Origin of the sequence: Peribacillus sp. NPDC046944 (assembly GCF_050272735.1) — a bacterium.
Taxonomy (GTDB): domain Bacteria; phylum Bacillota; class Bacilli; order Bacillales; family DSM-1321; genus Peribacillus.
Genome location: NZ_JBNNML010000002.1, coordinates 307,084 through 324,676 on the forward strand (window position 1 = coordinate 307,084; position 17,593 = coordinate 324,676).

At 41.8% G+C, this 17,593-nt stretch carries 15 protein-coding genes and 1 riboswitch; of the genes, 9 read left to right on the plus strand and 6 right to left on the minus strand.

What is annotated here, in order from left to right; all coding sequences use genetic code 11:
- Positions 1–191 precede the first annotated feature (191 nt).
- From rluF to brnQ, 4 genes are all read right to left on the minus strand, one after another.
- On the minus strand, positions 192–899 hold the full coding sequence (gene rluF / locus ACQKIC_RS04475) for a 23S rRNA pseudouridine(2604) synthase RluF (RefSeq protein ID WP_402872080.1): 708 nt from the start codon (positions 897–899) through the stop codon (positions 192–194).
- 87 nt (positions 900–986) lie between these two features.
- Positions 987–1,880 (minus strand): DMT family transporter, encoded by an 894-nt coding sequence (locus ACQKIC_RS04480; RefSeq protein WP_427591636.1) that lies wholly within the window; start codon positions 1,878–1,880, stop codon positions 987–989.
- Positions 1,881–2,082: 202 nt separating this feature from the next.
- Entirely contained in the window at positions 2,083–3,015 is a 933-nt protein-coding gene (locus ACQKIC_RS04485) for an aldo/keto reductase (protein ID WP_427591635.1), read from the minus strand.
- Between the two features lie 113 nt (positions 3,016–3,128).
- Positions 3,129–4,454 carry a branched-chain amino acid transport system II carrier protein gene (gene brnQ, locus ACQKIC_RS04490; RefSeq protein WP_427591634.1) on the minus strand — a complete coding sequence of 442 codons (1,326 nt, stop codon included), beginning with the start codon at positions 4,452–4,454 and terminating at the stop codon, positions 3,129–3,131.
- Between the two features lie 462 nt (positions 4,455–4,916).
- Between brnQ and ACQKIC_RS04495 the strand changes: the two genes are divergently transcribed.
- The 5 genes from ACQKIC_RS04495 (at position 4,917) to ACQKIC_RS04515 (ending at position 12,242) form a co-directional block, all read left to right on the plus strand.
- A complete protein-coding gene (locus ACQKIC_RS04495; protein ID WP_402872063.1) occupies positions 4,917–5,090 on the plus strand; it encodes a hypothetical protein in 174 nt (57 codons plus the stop codon).
- A gap of 400 nt (positions 5,091–5,490) precedes the next feature.
- Positions 5,491–8,232: a GTP-binding protein gene (locus tag ACQKIC_RS04500; protein WP_427591633.1), complete on the plus strand. Its 2,742-nt coding sequence runs from the start codon at positions 5,491–5,493 to the stop codon at positions 8,230–8,232.
- 89 nt (positions 8,233–8,321) lie between these two features.
- Positions 8,322–8,428: riboswitch (SAM riboswitch) on the plus strand.
- A gap of 113 nt (positions 8,429–8,541) precedes the next feature.
- Complete coding sequence (locus tag ACQKIC_RS04505; RefSeq protein ID WP_402958517.1) at positions 8,542–9,657, plus strand: sugar ABC transporter substrate-binding protein; 1,116 nt, start codon at positions 8,542–8,544, stop codon at positions 9,655–9,657.
- Positions 9,658–9,724: 67 nt separating this feature from the next.
- Positions 9,725–11,227 (plus strand): sugar ABC transporter ATP-binding protein, encoded by a 1,503-nt coding sequence (locus ACQKIC_RS04510; RefSeq protein ID WP_427591632.1) that lies wholly within the window; start codon positions 9,725–9,727, stop codon positions 11,225–11,227.
- 1 nt (position 11,228) lies between these two features.
- Entirely contained in the window at positions 11,229–12,242 is a 1,014-nt protein-coding gene (locus ACQKIC_RS04515) for an ABC transporter permease (protein ID WP_402872050.1), read from the plus strand.
- Between the two features lie 60 nt (positions 12,243–12,302).
- Here the strand turns inward: ACQKIC_RS04515 and ACQKIC_RS04520 are convergent, their stop codons facing one another.
- Together ACQKIC_RS04520 and ACQKIC_RS04525 are read right to left on the minus strand one after the other, a co-directional pair.
- Positions 12,303–12,683 (minus strand): hypothetical protein, encoded by a 381-nt coding sequence (locus tag ACQKIC_RS04520; RefSeq protein ID WP_427591631.1) that lies wholly within the window; start codon positions 12,681–12,683, stop codon positions 12,303–12,305.
- A 66-nt stretch (positions 12,684–12,749) separates the two neighbouring features.
- The gene (locus ACQKIC_RS04525) at positions 12,750–13,106 is read right to left on the minus strand and encodes a hydrolase (protein WP_402872044.1); all 357 of its coding nucleotides are present in this window, start codon (positions 13,104–13,106) and stop codon (positions 12,750–12,752) included.
- 190 nt (positions 13,107–13,296) lie between these two features.
- Between ACQKIC_RS04525 and ACQKIC_RS04530 the strand changes: the two genes are divergently transcribed.
- From ACQKIC_RS04530 to qoxA, 4 genes are all read left to right on the plus strand, one after another.
- The gene (locus ACQKIC_RS04530; protein WP_403079989.1) at positions 13,297–14,076 is read left to right on the plus strand and encodes a hypothetical protein; all 780 of its coding nucleotides are present in this window, start codon (positions 13,297–13,299) and stop codon (positions 14,074–14,076) included.
- Positions 14,077–14,315: 239 nt separating this feature from the next.
- Positions 14,316–15,527: a S1C family serine protease gene (locus ACQKIC_RS04535; RefSeq protein ID WP_427591630.1), complete on the plus strand. Its 1,212-nt coding sequence runs from the start codon at positions 14,316–14,318 to the stop codon at positions 15,525–15,527.
- Positions 15,528–15,734: 207 nt separating this feature from the next.
- The gene (locus ACQKIC_RS04540; protein WP_402872035.1) at positions 15,735–16,034 is read left to right on the plus strand and encodes a hypothetical protein; all 300 of its coding nucleotides are present in this window, start codon (positions 15,735–15,737) and stop codon (positions 16,032–16,034) included.
- A 597-nt stretch (positions 16,035–16,631) separates the two neighbouring features.
- On the plus strand, positions 16,632–17,561 hold the full coding sequence (qoxA, locus tag ACQKIC_RS04545; protein WP_427591629.1) for a cytochrome aa3 quinol oxidase subunit II: 930 nt from the start codon (positions 16,632–16,634) through the stop codon (positions 17,559–17,561).
- Positions 17,562–17,593 lie beyond the last annotated feature (32 nt).

The window sequence follows — 17,593 nt, forward strand, 5'->3', positions numbered from 1 at the left end:
AGCAGCCTAATGGTTGCTTTTTATTTTGGAGTCGAATTGGACTTTGACCGAAAAAAAGCTGGATTAGACCGATATATCTTCAACTAGACCGATAAAATGTTGAAATTGACTGATATATTACGCAGTTTGACCGATAAAAGGAATGCAGCTGCTAAAAAAGATGCTCCCAAATCTGGGGGCATCCTCTTCACTCATCTTTTTCTTGGTGTGTAATTCAATTCTGCAAATAGTTCGTTTAATTCTTCTTTTGTCAGGTCGCGCCATTGACCGAGGGGTAACCTGTCCAAGTGGATGTTCATGATGCGAACGCGCTGCAGTTCACGGACTTCATAACCCAGTGCCGTACACATGCGGCGGATTTGCCGGTTCAACCCTTGCATTAAGGTAATGTTGAATGTATGGCGTGAAAGCGGCTTGACTTCACATGGAAGTGTTTTCGTATCCAAAATTTCTACGCCTGATGACATCTCTTGTAGGAAGGAATCCGTAAGTGGCTTATCAACAGTGACAATATACTCTTTCTCATGCTTGTTCTCTGCCCGGAGGATTTCATTTACGATATCTCCGTCATTTGTAAGCAGAATCAAACCGCTTGAGTCTTTATCAAGACGACCAACATGGAAAATGCGTAGCGGATGATTAACAAAATCAACAATGTTTCCTTTGATATGTTTTTCAGTCGTGCTTGTGATGCCTGTGGGTTTATTCAGTGCAATATATACATACTGCTGCTCTACTTTTATCGGTTTGCCATCGACACAAACATCATCGCCCGGTTCAGCTTGGCTGCCAAGTTCGGCCACAGCTCCGTTTATGGTCACTCGACCTTCAGCAATCCATTTATCGGCGCCTCGTCTCGAAGTAATCCCTGATTCACTAATATATTTATTGATTCTCAACTAAAGCACACCTTTACATTCAGATTTTCTTCTATAAAGATAACGTAAATCATGCTAGATAAACAAGGGGAAAGCTAAAATGTCTACTTAAGCAGAAGCCACAGCTTTTTTATCCTTCTTCTTTTTAGTGGCTAAGTAGACACCGGAGAAGACAAGAAGGCCGCCAAGAATCTGGACTATTGTGATGTTTTGCCCCAACATCAAGCTTAGAATCGCAGTGAAGACGACAATGAGATTAAGGTAAACGCCAGCTTGGCTTGCATCAATATGACGCAGTGAAATGTTCCAGAAAATGAAGGAACCAACGGATGGAAAGATTCCAATATATAAAATGCCTACCATCGCTTGAGTACTTACATCAAGGTTCAGCCCCGAACTAAAGGCGAACGGAGCAGCCAGAATCAGTCCAAGTAAAACGGATACGGCGGTGGCTGATATGGCCGGGATATTTTTTATCTTTTTGGCGATGAGTGAATAGAAGGTCCAGACAAGTATCGCCAGAATCATCAACAGATCTCCTTTATTGAAGGTAAGATGGAAAATGGTCTGAAGATGTCCATTCGTTAAGACCAATAATACTCCGAATAAGGATAGAATAAGGCCAATCACATGTAGGAATGAAATGTTCTCTTTTAATAGTAAGACGGAAAACAGGACGATGACCGCAGGGGTAATCGAATTAACGAGAGCGGCATTCATGGAAGTCGTATAGGTCAAAGCCCAATACAGGAAAAAATTATAGCCGATGATGCCGAGCAAGCCCATCAGTAATAGTACTTTCCATGCTTTCCATACACTTTTCCAATCGGGTTTTTCAATCCAATGAGCAAGAGGAAATAATAAGATAACAGCAATTAGCCAGCGTGAAAACGTGAGTTGAATCGGCGAAAGTTCAGCAACGACGTATTTGCCGAAAATATAATTACCTGCCCAGAATAAATTAGCCAAGATAAGAAATAAAAGAATATAAGATTTTTTCATGGGGTAGGCCTCTTTCTTTAGTGATTGAATATTCAATAAATATACCAATGTAGAAAAAGGGAAGCAATATAAATAGTGAATATTACGTTGAGGGATTATTCTTGTCCAGGAAGGGATGCTATTCATTCATTGCGGGAGACCATGAATATGAAATAAAGAAAAAAGCTGTTCAATCGAAATTGAACAGCTTCTCTCTTATCTTTTAAGCGAAAATCGCGCTGATTTCAGCAATATCATCGATGGTTAATTCAACGTCCAATGCTTTTAAATTACGCAAGACTTGCTCAGGCTTTTTGGACCCGGGTATCAAGACATCTATGGAATGACGTGTTAAATACCAGGCAAGGGCGACGTCCGCAACCTCTGCGTTTTTTCGGTTGGCGATTTCACGAAGCTCCTCGACTTTTTGCAAGTTGCTGGAATAGGCTTGTCCTTGGAAAAGGGGATCTTTAGCTCGCAGGTCGTCAAACTTCGATTCTTCATTATATTTGCCACCAAGCAGGCCGGATGCAAGCGGAAAATAAGGGACAAAGGAAATTTGATTTTCAGCTGTATATGGAAGCAAGTCTTGCTCGGCTCCCCGTTTAAACAGGTTATATTCGGATTGTAAGACGTCGACATAGCCGTCTTTATTGGCTTCTTTTAATTGCTCGAACGAAAAATTCGAGACGCCAATCGCCTTGATTTTTCCGGCATCTTTCAATTCTTTTAAAGCCCCGACAGCCTCATCCTTTGGTGTAGCTTCATCAGGGAAATGAATGTAAAATAAATCAATATAATCAGTCTGGAGCCGCTTTAAACTGGATTCTACAGACTCTCTAAGGAAAGCGGGAGAGTTGTCAATGACCATTTTACCATCCACGAATTTATGGGCACCTTTCGTAGCGAGTACCACTTCCTCGCGTTTACCGGTATCCTTCAGCACTTCGCCAATCAGTTCCTCCGAGCGTCCGGGCCCGTAAATGTAGGCTGTATCCCAAAAGTTGATGCCCTCTTCAAGAGCTGTCCGCAGGACCTCTCTTCCGGTATCTTCATTCAGGTTAGGGAATAGGTTATGTCCACCAATTGCATTCGTACCGAGACCAATCTGATTCACATACAAATTCGTTTTACCAATACGTGTTTGCTTTGACATTTATTGATCATCTCCTCTATCCTTATCATACCAAATATAGGGTGTGCATTTCCAAAAATAAGCAATAGAAGGCGAGAAAAAAGCAGATGAATCAACGGACTCATCTGCTCCACTTATTTGGTTTCCATGTCTTCGGTGGGTGATGCTTTCCCTGCTTGGCTTAGAATAATGCCAATGACCGTGCCAACCAAGGCTGGTAGGACCCATTCCATTCCATGTTCAGAAAACGGAAGGGCTTCGGTGAATGTTTCCACGAGTCCTAATGGTACATCAAAAGCGCTCAGTCCATCGATCAGGGCAAAGATACCGGTGAAAATCATAGCGGTCCGGTATACTTTTTTTGGATTCTTAAAGTGACGGCTGAAGAACGTCAAAGCGACCAGGACGATTGTTAAAGGGTAGGCCATCACTAGGAAAGGTACGGATACTTTTAAGATTTGATTCAATCCTAGATTGGATAGAGTGAACCCGATTAGCGTGATGAGCAGGACGACCGTTTTGTAGCTGGCCTTAGGAATGAGATTGGAAAAATAATGTCCACAGGCTGTTGTTAATCCTACTACGGATGCGATACAGGCCAATAGGAAGATGATCCCCAAAAGGGTTTTCCCGCCTGTCCCAAGTAATAGGGTAGAAGCGGCGGTCAAGATATCGGTTCCATTTTCATAAGAACCGTTCGCAGCCATGCGTGCTCCCATGAAACCTAAGGATGTATACACAAGAGATAGGAAGATTGCTGTGACCATTCCAGCCTTTATGGTGTACTTAGTCAGCTGCTTACGGTCCGATACCCCTCTCTTTTGGATGGAGGTCAGGATGACAATCCCGAAGGCCAGGGCGGCTAAAGCATCCATCGTGTTATAACCTTCAATGAACCCTTTTGAAAAAGCACCTGTTACGTACGCCTCTGTTGGTGCCTGGAAGGGTGCATCCAGTTTTATAAAGCCAACGATACAAAGGATGACAATAGACCCTAATAGAGTGGGCGTGCTCCAACGGCTCATGATGGTCTCCATTTTTTCAGGATTCATCGATATGGCATAAACGATCAAGAAGAATGCAATCGTGAATAGGAATAAAAAGAGCGATTGGCCTATCGTGTCGCCAAGATAGGGTTTGAATCCCATTTCATAGGCGACGTTAGCATTTCTGGGTATGGCAAGGAAAGGTCCGATGCTTAAATAGATGACGATCATGAAAATCTTGCTGAAAGTTGGGTGCACACGCGACCCAATCGTTTCTGCCCCGCCTTTGACGAGGGAAACGGCGACCAGAACTAGAATCGGGAGTCCGACGCCTGTGACGATAAATCCTGCGATGGCCGGCCAGAAGGAAGTCCCTGATGAGGCTCCCAAAAATGGAGGAAAAATCAGGTTGCCCGCCCCGAAGAACATGGAGAAAAGCATAAGCCCGATAAATAATACGTCTGTTTTTTTCATGATGATGTCTCCTTTTTACGATCTAGTGAAAAACTCGCCGAATGGACTAACGGGATCATGTGAAAGTATTACTAAGAAAATAAAAAAACGCCCCTACTTAGAGGGACGAGTTGTGTGCTCGCTTTACCACCCATATCCGCGCTTTTTTAAAAGCCACGGCAATCAGTCAACGTACGGTCCATACGGAGCCAATATTATTAAGCTTTGCATGTTGGTTTTTTTGATTCCCATCAAAACCTAGGTTTCATCGTACGGAGCTATTATAATCTAAAGATAATTTAGCAAATTCAGTATACTAAGTCAATAGGATGAAGTCTTCTTTAGGACAGGATATTAGTCCTAGAGAATCTGCTATGGTTTAAAACGGTTTATGATCAATCGAAAGAATCGTAAAAACTCCCTATTATCTTTCTACCTTCATCTATATTATAATAGAAGTAGAACACTAAAGGAGACAATATGATGTCTGAAAATAAAAAGTTGAGCCTGGCGGATGCTGTCAAGCAGAAATTGGCGCAAAAGCAAGCTGAAACAAGTAAAGATAAACTTGAAACCGGTGTTGTGAAAAAAACAAAACCGCTTAAAAGCCAATTAACTAAAAAGCCCAATAATCAACGTAAGCGCACAGGGGTATAATCCCAATTTGTCAAAGGACAATTACTGTTCAATGCTTATCAGAGAGCAGTATCCTTCATGATCAAAGGTGCTGCTTTTTTTATATTATTTTATTTTTACCATTTTAAGGTAGTGTGTGAACGGGGATTCTGGTAATTTAATGGTATAGGAGAAATCCCTCGCATTGCTTCATATCCTGGTGAAATCCATGAAAGCATATTTTAAGGGAGAGAGTCGATTTGTTAAAAACATTACAAGCCCGGCGGTTTCTGTTTTAAACTTGTAAGAGTTATGACATGTTGTTACCATATTGTTTTGTTAAAATAATAATTTGGAGCTTTGACAGATCATTTTCTTATCTAAAGGAACCTATTGATTTGATCCTTTACTTGAAAATATGAAATATATCGGGGGAATTACGATGGAAGAACAGCTGATTGGCAAAAAGTTCTATGAAACGATGATTGATGACATAAATAAGCATCCGATTCAAGCCTTGGGAGAAATGTTTCTCGTGGAACAAAAAAAGGAAAGATCGGATTTAACCACAATCAGGTTTGCCCAGGGGGAAGTGTACTTCCTGCATCATGACTTTGAGGCGGCCATATTTAAATGGGAGAATATAGAGGGCAATCTTGCTGAATGGGCTAAGAAGAATATTGCTGATGCCTACTTTGAGCTAGAGATGTATTCGACGGCAGAAGATATTTATAAAGCCATTAATACGAGCGAACCTGTATTAAAGACGGAAGTCCTTCTGCAAATGTTTTCACTATACATAGTAGAAACAAGAAATGATCTGGCATCCAAAGTGGTGAAGGAAGCAGTCGATTTCCAACCGGATTATCCAAATGTCACGGAAATTGCGCGCTCCTTCTTTGAAGCGCAAAAGGATTGGAATAGCGCGATAGTTTTAGCGGCCAACGAAAGTATCCGTACGGAGTCAATGACTTGGTTCGATGTTTTGAAAACATACATCCAGCAGGGCGTTGCACAATCGACGGCTCCAGATTATTTCGCGAACGTGCTTAGATCCTTATATAATCTTGACCAAGATCGTTTTGAGAAAATGACGGTAGCCCTTTGGAAGAACTATAAATATACGGATTCTTACTTTGAATGGCTTAAGGTCATCAATAAATTGATCGATGAAATCGAATTGAACAACGGGGATGTTTGGGATGAGCTTTCCGTCTATTATCGCGATGCCTATGCAGGATTACTAGAAGGTACGCATTTAGTCAAAGAGTTAAGTCCTGTCGTACCAAGACTGTTGGAAAATTGGTTGAAAATCTCTGAAGGGGAGATTTCGTTATTTGCAGCGGCATCTGTCCTTTCCTGGAATGAGATTTTCCCAGATACAGTGAGCGCACTTGTTGTTCAAGATGCAGAAAGTCTGTTAGCGAAATCCCCTAGATTGGGAGGCGGTCTCGAAGCAGGCGAAAAACTGATTCACTCCATCATTCAATGGGCAGAGAGCAATGATCTATCAGTCGGCAATAAGCTGAAATGGATGGTTGAGGGAATTAAGGATATGAGCAATTTCAATCTGCTTCTTGTTGGAAGTGCAGGAAATGGCAAGACATCCTTCATTCAATCGATAGCGGGTGAAAGCATTGCAGCGGAAGACCATTCATCTCTTGTGAGCGTTAAAGATGGCGATGACCTGGAAATCTATGAAATTACCGATACAGATCGTAAAATGGTCGAAGAGTTAACGGAGTTGGATGAAACGCGTCGTCAACGCGGAACGATTGTCGATGTGACACTCATCAGTGATTATTTGAGAAATAATCGCCTGCGTCTACTGGATACTCCAGGATTTAATGGAGAGAAAAGCGTAGACCCTGACTTCCAAAATTACTTACTGGAGAGCGATGGAGTGATGTTCGTTCTGGATGCACGGGCACCTTTCACGGGCAGTGAACGTGATTTGCTATTGGAAATGCAACAAATGGCCCCTAAACTTCCTATTCATTTCTTGCTGAATAAAATGGATACCATCTATAGTGATCAAGTGGCAGTCAGGATGGAAGATGAAACATGGGATAAGGTGAATGCTTATTTCCCGAACGCGAAGGTATTTGCTTTCTCCAAGCTTTATGACAGCAAACAGCAACTGCAGGATCTAGCCGTCTTCCTTCACGCAAACTATCAAGATAGCAATTGGAAGGAAATGAGGGCGGAGAAGCTCCTTGCCTTCACGCGTAAAACTTTATCCTATCTATTAGAAAAACGGGCAGCGAATGAACGGAAATGCGAGCATTCGATTTCTTGGAATGAACAGATGGAAGTGAAGTTGAATGGCGCTACGAATCAGTTGACTGATTTGGAAAAAGAAAAAACCGAAAACATTACAAGATCTTATCGCTTATTAAAAGAAGAAGTGAAAAAACAGCTTTCCACACGAATTCCTGAATTACTGCGTGATTGCTCTAAAACATTATCTGAGAATAGTGACTTTAGCCAAGTGCATATACAGTTGAATCAGGAAATGAACGATCGGATCCAGGCATTTATATCCGATAAAATCATGCCGCAGTATTTCCGCTCGCTTCAAGACTGGATTGCTACATCTGAGTTAGAATTCACGCAAAGCCAACAGTTCATGGATGAGATGAGCGCAGGCTTCAATGAGCTATATAAAGAAGAACGTATTGTACTGGCCGGGGACTTCCGGGTCTTGGATGACTGGCGCCGTGATGCGGACCGGATGACAAGCAGCATCCGAATAGAAAATGTAAACATATTACTAAGAAGGACCCCATCTCAGTTGATTCTTAAGGGAGCCGGGAAGCTATTTGGTGCGATTCCGCAAAATAAAGCGAATATGTACAATCGATATAAGAAGTTCTTGGAAAATGAAGACTTCCAGGATGTTGCCGATATGATCAGTGACAGATTCCTTACTCAGTTTGGATTGTTCGAAAAATCCTTGGAACGTGACATATCCCTGTTCTACCGCAGTCCATTTGCCATCCTTGAAAAAAATATCGAACAGACGAAAGCCGAAATCAAAGAACAGCAGGCTACATTGGAACATATGAGACAAAATCCTGAAGTCTACCGTGATCCGATTACCCTGTTCGAAGTGAAACTACGCCAATTCGAACGCCTTGAAAAAATCGAGAAAAGACGCCTGGCGAAACTGCAAGGAAAATAAAACATTTAAAAAATTCTAAAAACTATTGACTTAATGACTATATCCCTATAAAGTGGTACTTATCATAACGAAACGTAACACATTATATTCTCTTATCAAGAGTGGCGGAGGGACTGGCCCTACGATGCCCAGCAACCGTTCCAATTAGGAATTGGTGCTAAATCCTGCAAAACAGAAATGTTTTGACAGATAAGAGAGGGATAAGTCTGCAAACCAGCTGATTAAACCTCTCTATTTTAGAGAGGTTTTTATTTTGTGTTTATGCCGAGCTAACAGATAAGAATAATGTAAAAAATAGGGGGAATTAAAATGGGAAGATCAATTTTAAAAGGAGCTTTCGTTTCAGTCATCGCTTCGGCGTTGCTTTTGACGGGGTGTTCTTCGGGACAAAGTACAGGGGAAGCGAAAAAAGAGGAAAAGGTATCTTTTGAAAATGTTCCAGAGCGATTTGCGAAAGGCGAGGGAGCTAAAATTAAAGTCATTCGTAAAATTGGCGGCGATGATCACACGGCCCAATACTTAGCAGGGGCGCAAGAAGAAGGAGAAGCACTTGGCTTCCAAGTAGATACTTTTACGGCCAATGGCGATACGGCTAAATTCCATGACGCCATCGCTCAGGCTCTGGAGGAAGACTATGATGGCTATATCATTTCCCATGGTGATGATGCAGCGACAGTGAATGACGTACAAAAGTTGGTTGATGCAGGGAAAAGCGTAGTCACATTCGATTCCATCGGCGATTTAACGAAAATTGATGGGGTAACAGTAACCTCACAAGATGACGAAGCATTGGCAACTCTTGCTTTTGACAAATTGATTGAAGAGCAAAAAGGCGAAGCGAACATTGCATACCTTTGGGTAGATGGTTTCCCTCCTATGGTGAGAAGAAATGCCGTGTATCAAGAAAAGCTGAAAGAAAATCCTGGCATTCATGAAATTGAAAGATTCGGAGTGGCATCTTCAGATACTTCGGTCCAGACGCAAAACGCGGTATCGGCGATGTTGAACAAGTATCCAAAAGGTAAAATAGACGCAATTTTCGCAACATGGGATGCATTCGCTATCGGAGCAGCGCGTGCGATAAAAGAAGCGGGGCGCGATGAAGTGAAAATCTATGGTATTGACGTGTCCAATGCCGACCTTCAGGAGATTCAAACAAAAGGAAGCTCATGGTCGTATACCGCAGCGGTTGATCCGAAGTTGATTGGTGCAGTGAATATGAGACTGCTAGCGAAAAAACTAGCGGGGGAAGAAACGCCGCAAACCTATGATTTAGAAGCATCATTGATATCTCAAAAACAGCTTCAATCATCGAAGGACGCTGTCAACATGACCAATCTATCCGGCATTGTTCAAGGCTGGGGAGTATCAACGGAATTTGAAGAAGACTGGATGAAAGTATTGAAAGAACATTATAAGAAGTAACGATCAGAATCAGTAGACACTCTCTTTCAAGTTGAAGAGAGTGTCTGTTTAATGGGAGGGATTGGACATGGGCATTCAACTAGAAATGAAACAGATATCGATTGAGTTTCCAGGTGTAAAAGCGCTTAGTGAAGTTAATTTTTCAGTACAGTCGGGAACAGCACATGCATTGGTCGGCGCAAATGGAGCAGGGAAATCGACGCTAATGAAAGTCTTATCAGGAGCTCATGTCCATTATACCGGCGACATTTTCCTAAATGGCCAGGTACAGGATATCCGTTCGCCAAAGTCGGCACAGGAAGCTGGCATTCAAATTGTGTATCAGGAAGTGGATACGGCCCTCATTCCTTATTTAACGGTTGCGGAGAACGTGATGCTGAATGAATCCGTACAGAACATGGGGAGAAAACAAATCATCAAGTGGAAGGAATTACATAGAAAAGCGACGAAAATCTTGGAAGAAATGAACATCCATGTGTCTTCGAAAAAACTGGTAAGGGACCTTACGTTGGCCGAAAAGCAGATGGTCTTGATAGCTAGGGCCGTTTCAACCGCATGTAAATTCTTGATTCTCGATGAGCCGACTGCTCCGTTAAGCCATACGGAAACAACGGAACTATTCCGGATTGTGAATGAGCTGAAGCAACGTGGTGTAGGCATTATTTTCATTTCTCACCGTCTACCCGAGATATTTGAAGTGTGTGAGGACATTACAATCATGAGAAATGGGAAGAGTGTGAGGCGCAGTAGAATCAGTGATATCACACAAAACGAAGTGATTGAGCAAATGCTTGGAAAGTCAATGGAAGAACAGTTTCCCGTCGTGAATGCCGAGATAGGTGCGGTGATGTTTGAAGTGAACCGACTGTCGGATGCCGATAAAGTCAAAGATGTCAGTCTTCATGTGAGGGCCGGTGAGATAGTCGGTTTAGCGGGTCTTGTTGGGGCAGGAAAAACGGAGCTTTGTAAAACGCTTTTCGGCCATACGGCCATTATAACGGGGGAAGTTGTGTTGAATGGAAGGAAGCTTATTCTGAAAACGCCCCATCATGCTGTGAAGAGCGGCTTGGCACTAGTCCCCGAAGAACGGAGGAAAGAAGGCGTTCTCGTACAGGAGTCTGTTACTACGAACCTGACTGCTGCAAGTGTCGGGAAATTCAGTAAGGCATTCAGCTTCGTCGATCGCCAGGCAGAAAAGATAAAGGCGAAAGACCTGATAGCCACTCTTGGGATCAAAACGCCTTCAGAGGAAGCGAAGGTCGAAAACCTATCAGGGGGCAATCAGCAAAAGATCGCCATCGGAAAGTGGTTATTGGCTGATGCGGATGTATACATATTCGATGAGCCGACAAAAGGCGTCGACGTCGGGGCCAAGAAGGATATTTTTGAACTGATCGCAAAGTTAGCCCAAAAGGGGAAAGCGATTATTTATGCATCATCCGAATTGGCCGAAATCATAGGAATCACAAACAGGACCTATGTTTTATATGACGGAAGGATGGTCAAGGAGCTAGAGACAAGCAAGACAAATGAAGAAGAACTACTATTCTACTCAACAGGGGGCAAATAGGATGAGTACACCAATTCCGGTTCTTACAGAGAAACCAACAACGCCAGCCAGGAAAAAAGTTGATCTGTTCGAATTCTTTTATAAATATGGAACGATTCTGACGATCATCATCTTGATTGCCGTTTTTGCTATTGCAAATCCATCGTTCATTCAAACGAATAATCTTATTAACATTTTACGTTCCATCTCCATCGTGACGATCATCGCCATCGGGATCACGATTTCCTTGACGGTTGACGGCTTCGATTTGTCAGTTGGCTCCGTTGCCTCATTAGCCAATGCCATCGTCATCTCGATGTTTGTCTGGTTTTCCCAGGATACGTTGATTGCGATAATAGCGGCCATTGGTGCTTCGCTTGTGGTGGGCGCATTGAATTCATTCATGATTGTAAAGTTAAGGATCCCGGACATGCTGATGACATTGGCGACCATGTTCATCATTCAAGGGCTTGCCCTTACTTATACAAAAGGGGCCACGGTTTCACAAAACATGGTGATGCCTGATGGAACATTCGCTACAGGTTTAATCAGCCCATTTTTCGCCAAAATCGGACAAGTGCCTTGGATTATCCTGATCATGGGCGTCATTGTCGTTGCGACTCATATCTTTTTGACCTACACGAAGCATGGCCGTTATATGTACATCATTGGCGGAAATAAGGAGGCGGCTAGACTTTCGGGAATCTCAGTCAATAAATATAAAGTAGTGGCCTATCTTCTGTCGGCGCTGTTCGCTGCTATCGGCGGGATCGTCCTTGCTTCCCGCGTCATGACATCAGAAATCAATTCAGGTTCTCCCTATTTAATGGATGCGGTGGCGGCGGCCTTCATTGGTTCTTCTGTTCTAGGAGCAGGTAAACCGAATGCTTTCGGAACGTTCATCGGGGCCGTTTTGATTGGTATCCTGCAAAATGGGCTAATCATGATGTCGGTCCCATATTATGCAATGGACATCGTGAAAGGCGCAGTTCTCGCCCTTGCCTTGGCTGTGACCTATTATAAACAAAAACACTGAAACATTAAGGACCAGCAGTCGCCATGATTGCTGGTCTTTTGTTTCAGTGTAGCGGATTTTTCATTTGGGCTTGGATAACTTCATTTCATACTGCATATAAATCGTACCGGCCTGTTCTTGTGTAATCTCGAATTTGTTACTCGCCTTTTCCGTGATGGCGTCTTGGGTATTCTGTCCTCCAGTGTTGTATAGTGACTTCATGTAAAGATAAATTTCTTTTTCTTTATCTGAACCGATTGCATCGTTTTCCCCGGGTGCCTGTGAATATCCTTCCGCCACTTGGCTGACCCCTTGCTCGAGGCCGCTTTCTTCAGAGGACTCTTCCGTTGTTGGGCTTGCTTCACTTTCCTCCACGGTTTTTTTACTGGATGGATTTTGCATGCAGCCATACAGTAGACAAAGAGAGCAAGCCAATAGGACAAACTTCATCGCTCTTATCATCCCTACCTCCTTATATGAAAAAAGAAACAGAATCTTCATATATAAGATCCTGTTCTAATGGGGTGCTTATTTAAACTTCTGGATTTCACTGTCTCCCTCGAATTTGTTATCCTCCAATATGCCAATCTCCTCAATGTGATTCCGGGCGGCCTCGTCACCTAACCTGTATATGATCCGGTATAGTTTTTTCATGGCCGCATCATATTTATCATTGGCCCGGTCATGATGGTAGAGAAGATAAGGTACGTGAGAACGGGCAAAAGCTTCAAGATCATCTTTCAGATGATCGTCCAAACATTGCTTTAACTCGGCTAATTCGTCATCATTCGCTTGTATGGTGAAGCTTGGGTTTTCATCTAGTTTCTGTGCCAGAATATCTCCACTCACTAAATCCACATGATACGTCTGCTTTTCTTGACTCATTTATACCACCCCTTCAAGTGTTTAATTATGATGTACCACTATTTGTAAAAAAGTAACCCTAAAAATGAATATCCCATAAAAAAGTCGCTTTCATACATAGATGTCAGATATTTCTTATGAAATAGGGTAAGATAGATTTAGAGATTGATAGGACAACTTAGGACATTTAACAAGGATGGGGAGTGCTACTATGAAGAAATTATCCGTATGTATTTTATTGATGGTATTTATCGTTTCAGGTTGTGCAACGAGGATGTATGACTCAAACATGGAATTGGGGAAAAGCCAACTAAAGGAAGAGAATTATTTAGAAGCACATGAAGCATTTGAGTTGGCTTATGAAGATGATCCCACTGCGGAAGCGAAAGAGCTGATGGAGCTATCAGGCCTACTTTACGATGGAATGAAAAAATATGAAGAACAGGATGTAGAAGGAGCACAGGTCTTTTTCGAAGAGGCAGCCGCATATAAGGCAAAGTTTGAAGAAGGCAAGTTGATGGTTCAAAAGGCTACGGAAATGTTGGTGAAAACGGAAGAAGCCGACGTAGAACCAGTTGAAGAGGAGACGGATTTAGAGGAAACGACGGATGACCAAACGGGGGAGGAATCAGAAGCTATCCCCGAGTCGGAAGCTGAAGATAAACCGGCAGTAGAAACAGAAACGCCGAAGGAAGCACAAGAAGAGGAAAAAGCCGCTAAGGAAGAACCAGCCGAAGAAGGACCGGTTGAAGAGGAGAAGGACCCGGACCAAGGCTTTACAAAAGCGAAAGCGGAGCAGCTGGTGAAGGATTATGTGGATGCCGAAAATAATCCGCATCTACAAATCCAATATGATCACGATGATGAAAAGGGAGACTATATTTTTCAAGTCTTTGAAGTCGTCAATGATAGTAACGAAGGTGGACATACTGCCACGTATGGCTGGTATGGCGTGAATAAGCAGAAAAAAGAAGTGTATGAAGTGATGTAAGGAGGGGCGCCTTTAATAGAGGCGTCTTTTTTTGTTTGTAAGCAGTTTATCGGTCAAAGTCGTAAATATATCGGTCAATTTGGATGATTTATCGGTCAAAACCAGACCTTTATCGGTCCAATCCACAAATATATCGGTCCATCTAAGAAATTTATATTTTTTCAAGGTTTCTTAAGAATTTTTTAATAATTCCTGTTTATGATGGAGGCAGGTGAAAGTCATAAATAGGAGGGAAGAAGATGGAGAACTATAATGGTGAAGGACAAGTCAGGGTGAAAGAAAAACCGAAAAAAGTAAAGTCACATGTGTTTACTGGCCTTGTTTCTGGAGTGGTCGCTTCTTTAGTAACCTCTTCTGTATTTGTATTCGGGGGTGAGTTTGGGGATACCGAGAAAAAATCCGTGAATGAAACCTCTCAAACCGCAGCCGTAGAGCAAACGGTCACTCCACAGAAATTGTCGACGAGTACAGATTCCAATCAGAGGGCTGATATGGTTGAAACAGCTTCAAAATCGATTGTAGGTGTCGTCAACTTTCAAGAAACACAAAGTCGGTATCCCCTCCAGCAGCAAAGTACGGAAAATGAAACGGTGGAAAGTGGCACGGGATCAGGGGTCATTTATAAAAAAGATAATGGCAAAGCCTATATCATCACGAATAACCATGTAATCGAAGGAGCTAAGGAAGTGGAAATATCGTTATATGATGGGAAAAAGGCAACAGCAGAGGTGGTCGGTGCTGATGCCTTAACGGACTTAGCGGTGTTGACGATTGATGATTCAATTGCTCCGGAAGCCGTCAGTATTGGTGATTCTGATAGCATTCGACCAGGTGAGGAGGTATTGGCCATCGGGAATCCGCTCGGACTTGATTTTTCGCGCTCAGTAACACAAGGAATCATTAGTGCAACGGGAAGGGCGATTTCGGTTGATACTTCGGACGGCGAATGGGAGCTGGATGTGTTACAAACGGATGCGGCCATCAACCCTGGAAATAGCGGGGGTGCCTTAATCAATACGGCTGGTGAAGTGATTGGCATCAATAGCTTGAAAATATCGGAAAGTGGAGTGGAGGGCTTAGGCTTTGCGATTCCAAGTAACGAGGTCATCCCGATAGTAAAAGAGCTAATCGAAAAGGGAAAAATTACGCGACCCTATTTAGGTGTCAGTCTTACCAATACAGAGGAACTCCCACAATATTATCTACAGAAAATGCCTGAGCCTGCAAAAACCGGGGTAATGGTCAATAGTGTAGAACCAGGTTCGGCGGCTGCGGATGCAGGTCTCCAGCAACAGGATGTCATCGTGGCGATTGAGGGCGCCAAGATTGGCACGGCTGCTGAATTGAGAAAACAACTGTACAAAGATAAGAAAATAGGTGACAAGGTAACATTCAAGATCTATCGAGGGGCAAAAGAAAAGACGTTGACGATAACCTTGAAAGGTTCTTAATAGGAAAAGACTTCGGATTGAAAACTGTCCGAAGTCTTTTCTTTTAGAGTAGAATTTTTAGTATAGCTAATAATATAACCATGAGGGAACATATCTATATTCCCTTCCAAATTTGTCAAGGAAAACAACGTGTTTATAATGTAAAATAGTAGAAATATTGACAAAAATGTGAAAATTGTTAAAATAGAAAGAAAAGGAGCTGACAGGATGGAAGCTAATCAGAAAATCATGGATGCATTGAAATGGGTATCAGGCACAGGATGTACAATCGGAATTATATTGTTTTTAATCAGTTTTTCTGTAAGCGGTTACAACGGAGGGTATGTGCTATCAACAATAGGGATAACCATAGCGTTAAGTGCAGCGAGTATTTTCTTGGTTGGTATATTATTTGTCTTGGCAGAAGAAATGACGGCGAACACCAAAAAAGGGGAAAGAATTATACCGGAAACAACGAAGCTTATAAAATTCAAGTCCAAAACAAAAAGAAGAAAGGTGTCAATTTGACACCTTTCTTCTTTTTTATTAGGAGAGTAGAGCGTTTCTTCAATAGAAGAAACGCTTATTTACTTTAAAAAAACCGTATGCAGGTAATGATAAAAAAGTATGATTTTTTAGTTTCCACAATGGCTAAGGGAAAAACACTTACAATAATTTATATCAGTATAAAATAAGTAAGTGAAGAAAAAGGATGTTTATACCAGATTAGACATATTATCCTACTCATATTGTGAAATATTTAACATTAGAGGTGATTTTGAGGCATATTTCCCCATGATGTATAATGTTACAATTGTTTATTTCACTATATTAATATAAAATAAAATAGACATAGGTAGGGACAATCCTGTACTTTGGGAAACTGTCTCGTTTTTCATTATAAGGATTTATTATAGGGCATAAGAAAAAAATAATACAATATAACTGCTCATTTACCACATATTTACGGTTTTTAAATGAACTTTTTATGACATTCTTCATTTCATATTGTCTTTTTTTCCACTTGGAACTAAGATATGAGAATAAGAGGTTTAAAGATTGGTAAATGTTTTCTCCGAATAATTACCAATGTCAAATATATTATACTAAGAGAGGGGTAGCACGATGAAAATAAAGTGGGCTTTTTTAACCATCCTTTTTACTGTTGCCACAGTGTTAACAGGCTGCGAACCATTAATGGTCTTAGATCCAAAAGGGCCTCAAGCTGAAACGCAAGCTAAGGACATAATGTTATCTATTGGATTAATGTCGATTATCGTTCTAGTCGTTTTTGGAATTTTAATCTATATGTTAGTCAAGTACAGAGCTTCTAAACAAAGTAAGGATTACGAACCGCCTCATATTGAAGGAAGTAAACTTGTAGAGACAATTTGTGTTGGTGTTCCAATTTTAATTGTAGGTTTCCTTTCTATTGTTTCTACTCAAAGTAACTATAAAGTAGAGGCAACACCTGAAGGATATGAAGATAAAGAGCCTTTGGTTGTTTACGCTTCAACATCTAACTGGAAATGGCATTTTAGTTATCCAGAAGAAAATATTGAAACGGTTAACTATTTATACATTCCAACAGACCGTCCGCTTGAATTCAAACTTTACTCTTATGGACCAATCACAAGTTTCTGGATTCCACAACTTGGTGGTCAAAAATACGCAATGAGCGACATGGTTAACACTCTGCACCTAGCAGCTGACGAACCAGGTGAATACATGGGTAGAAACGCAAACTTTAGTGGTAAAGGATTCGCTGAGAACACGTTCAACGTTACAGCAATGCCTGAAGCCGAGTTTGATGAATGGGTAGATGAAGTGCATCAAACTGCTAAACCTCTTACAGAAGATAAATTCGATGAGTTATTAGAACCAGGTCATCTTGGTACATCCACTTACACTGGAACTCATCTAGAATTCAGTCCTGCTCCTGAGGGTGAAAATGGTGGACATGATCATGGATCAGACGAAGGTTCACACGAAGAGCACGAAGAGCACGAAGAACACGAAGAACACGAAGAACACGAAGAACATAGCAATCATTAAGATGTGGGGTTAGTTATACAACTAACCTTACA

Coding starts and splice junctions, on each gene's coding strand:
- ACQKIC_RS04505 (WP_402958517.1), top strand. CDS start 8,542: ATGGGAAGATCAATTTTAAAAGGAGCTTTCGTTTCAGTCATCGCTTCG.
- brnQ (WP_427591634.1), bottom strand. CDS start 4,454: ATGAAAAAAACAGACGTATTATTTATCGGGCTTATGCTTTTCTCCATG.
- ACQKIC_RS04535 (WP_427591630.1), top strand. CDS start 14,316: ATGGAGAACTATAATGGTGAAGGACAAGTCAGGGTGAAAGAAAAACCG.
- ACQKIC_RS04495 (WP_402872063.1), top strand. CDS start 4,917: ATGTCTGAAAATAAAAAGTTGAGCCTGGCGGATGCTGTCAAGCAGAAA.
- ACQKIC_RS04540 (WP_402872035.1), top strand. CDS start 15,735: ATGGAAGCTAATCAGAAAATCATGGATGCATTGAAATGGGTATCAGGC.
- ACQKIC_RS04510 (WP_427591632.1), top strand. CDS start 9,725: ATGGGCATTCAACTAGAAATGAAACAGATATCGATTGAGTTTCCAGGT.
- ACQKIC_RS04530 (WP_403079989.1), top strand. CDS start 13,297: ATGAAGAAATTATCCGTATGTATTTTATTGATGGTATTTATCGTTTCA.
- ACQKIC_RS04520 (WP_427591631.1), bottom strand. CDS start 12,683: ATGATAAGAGCGATGAAGTTTGTCCTATTGGCTTGCTCTCTTTGTCTA.
- ACQKIC_RS04515 (WP_402872050.1), top strand. CDS start 11,229: ATGAGTACACCAATTCCGGTTCTTACAGAGAAACCAACAACGCCAGCC.
- ACQKIC_RS04500 (WP_427591633.1), top strand. CDS start 5,491: ATGGAAGAACAGCTGATTGGCAAAAAGTTCTATGAAACGATGATTGAT.
- ACQKIC_RS04480 (WP_427591636.1), bottom strand. CDS start 1,880: ATGAAAAAATCTTATATTCTTTTATTTCTTATCTTGGCTAATTTATTC.
- ACQKIC_RS04485 (WP_427591635.1), bottom strand. CDS start 3,015: ATGTCAAAGCAAACACGTATTGGTAAAACGAATTTGTATGTGAATCAG.
- qoxA (WP_427591629.1), top strand. CDS start 16,632: ATGAAAATAAAGTGGGCTTTTTTAACCATCCTTTTTACTGTTGCCACA.
- ACQKIC_RS04525 (WP_402872044.1), bottom strand. CDS start 13,106: ATGAGTCAAGAAAAGCAGACGTATCATGTGGATTTAGTGAGTGGAGAT.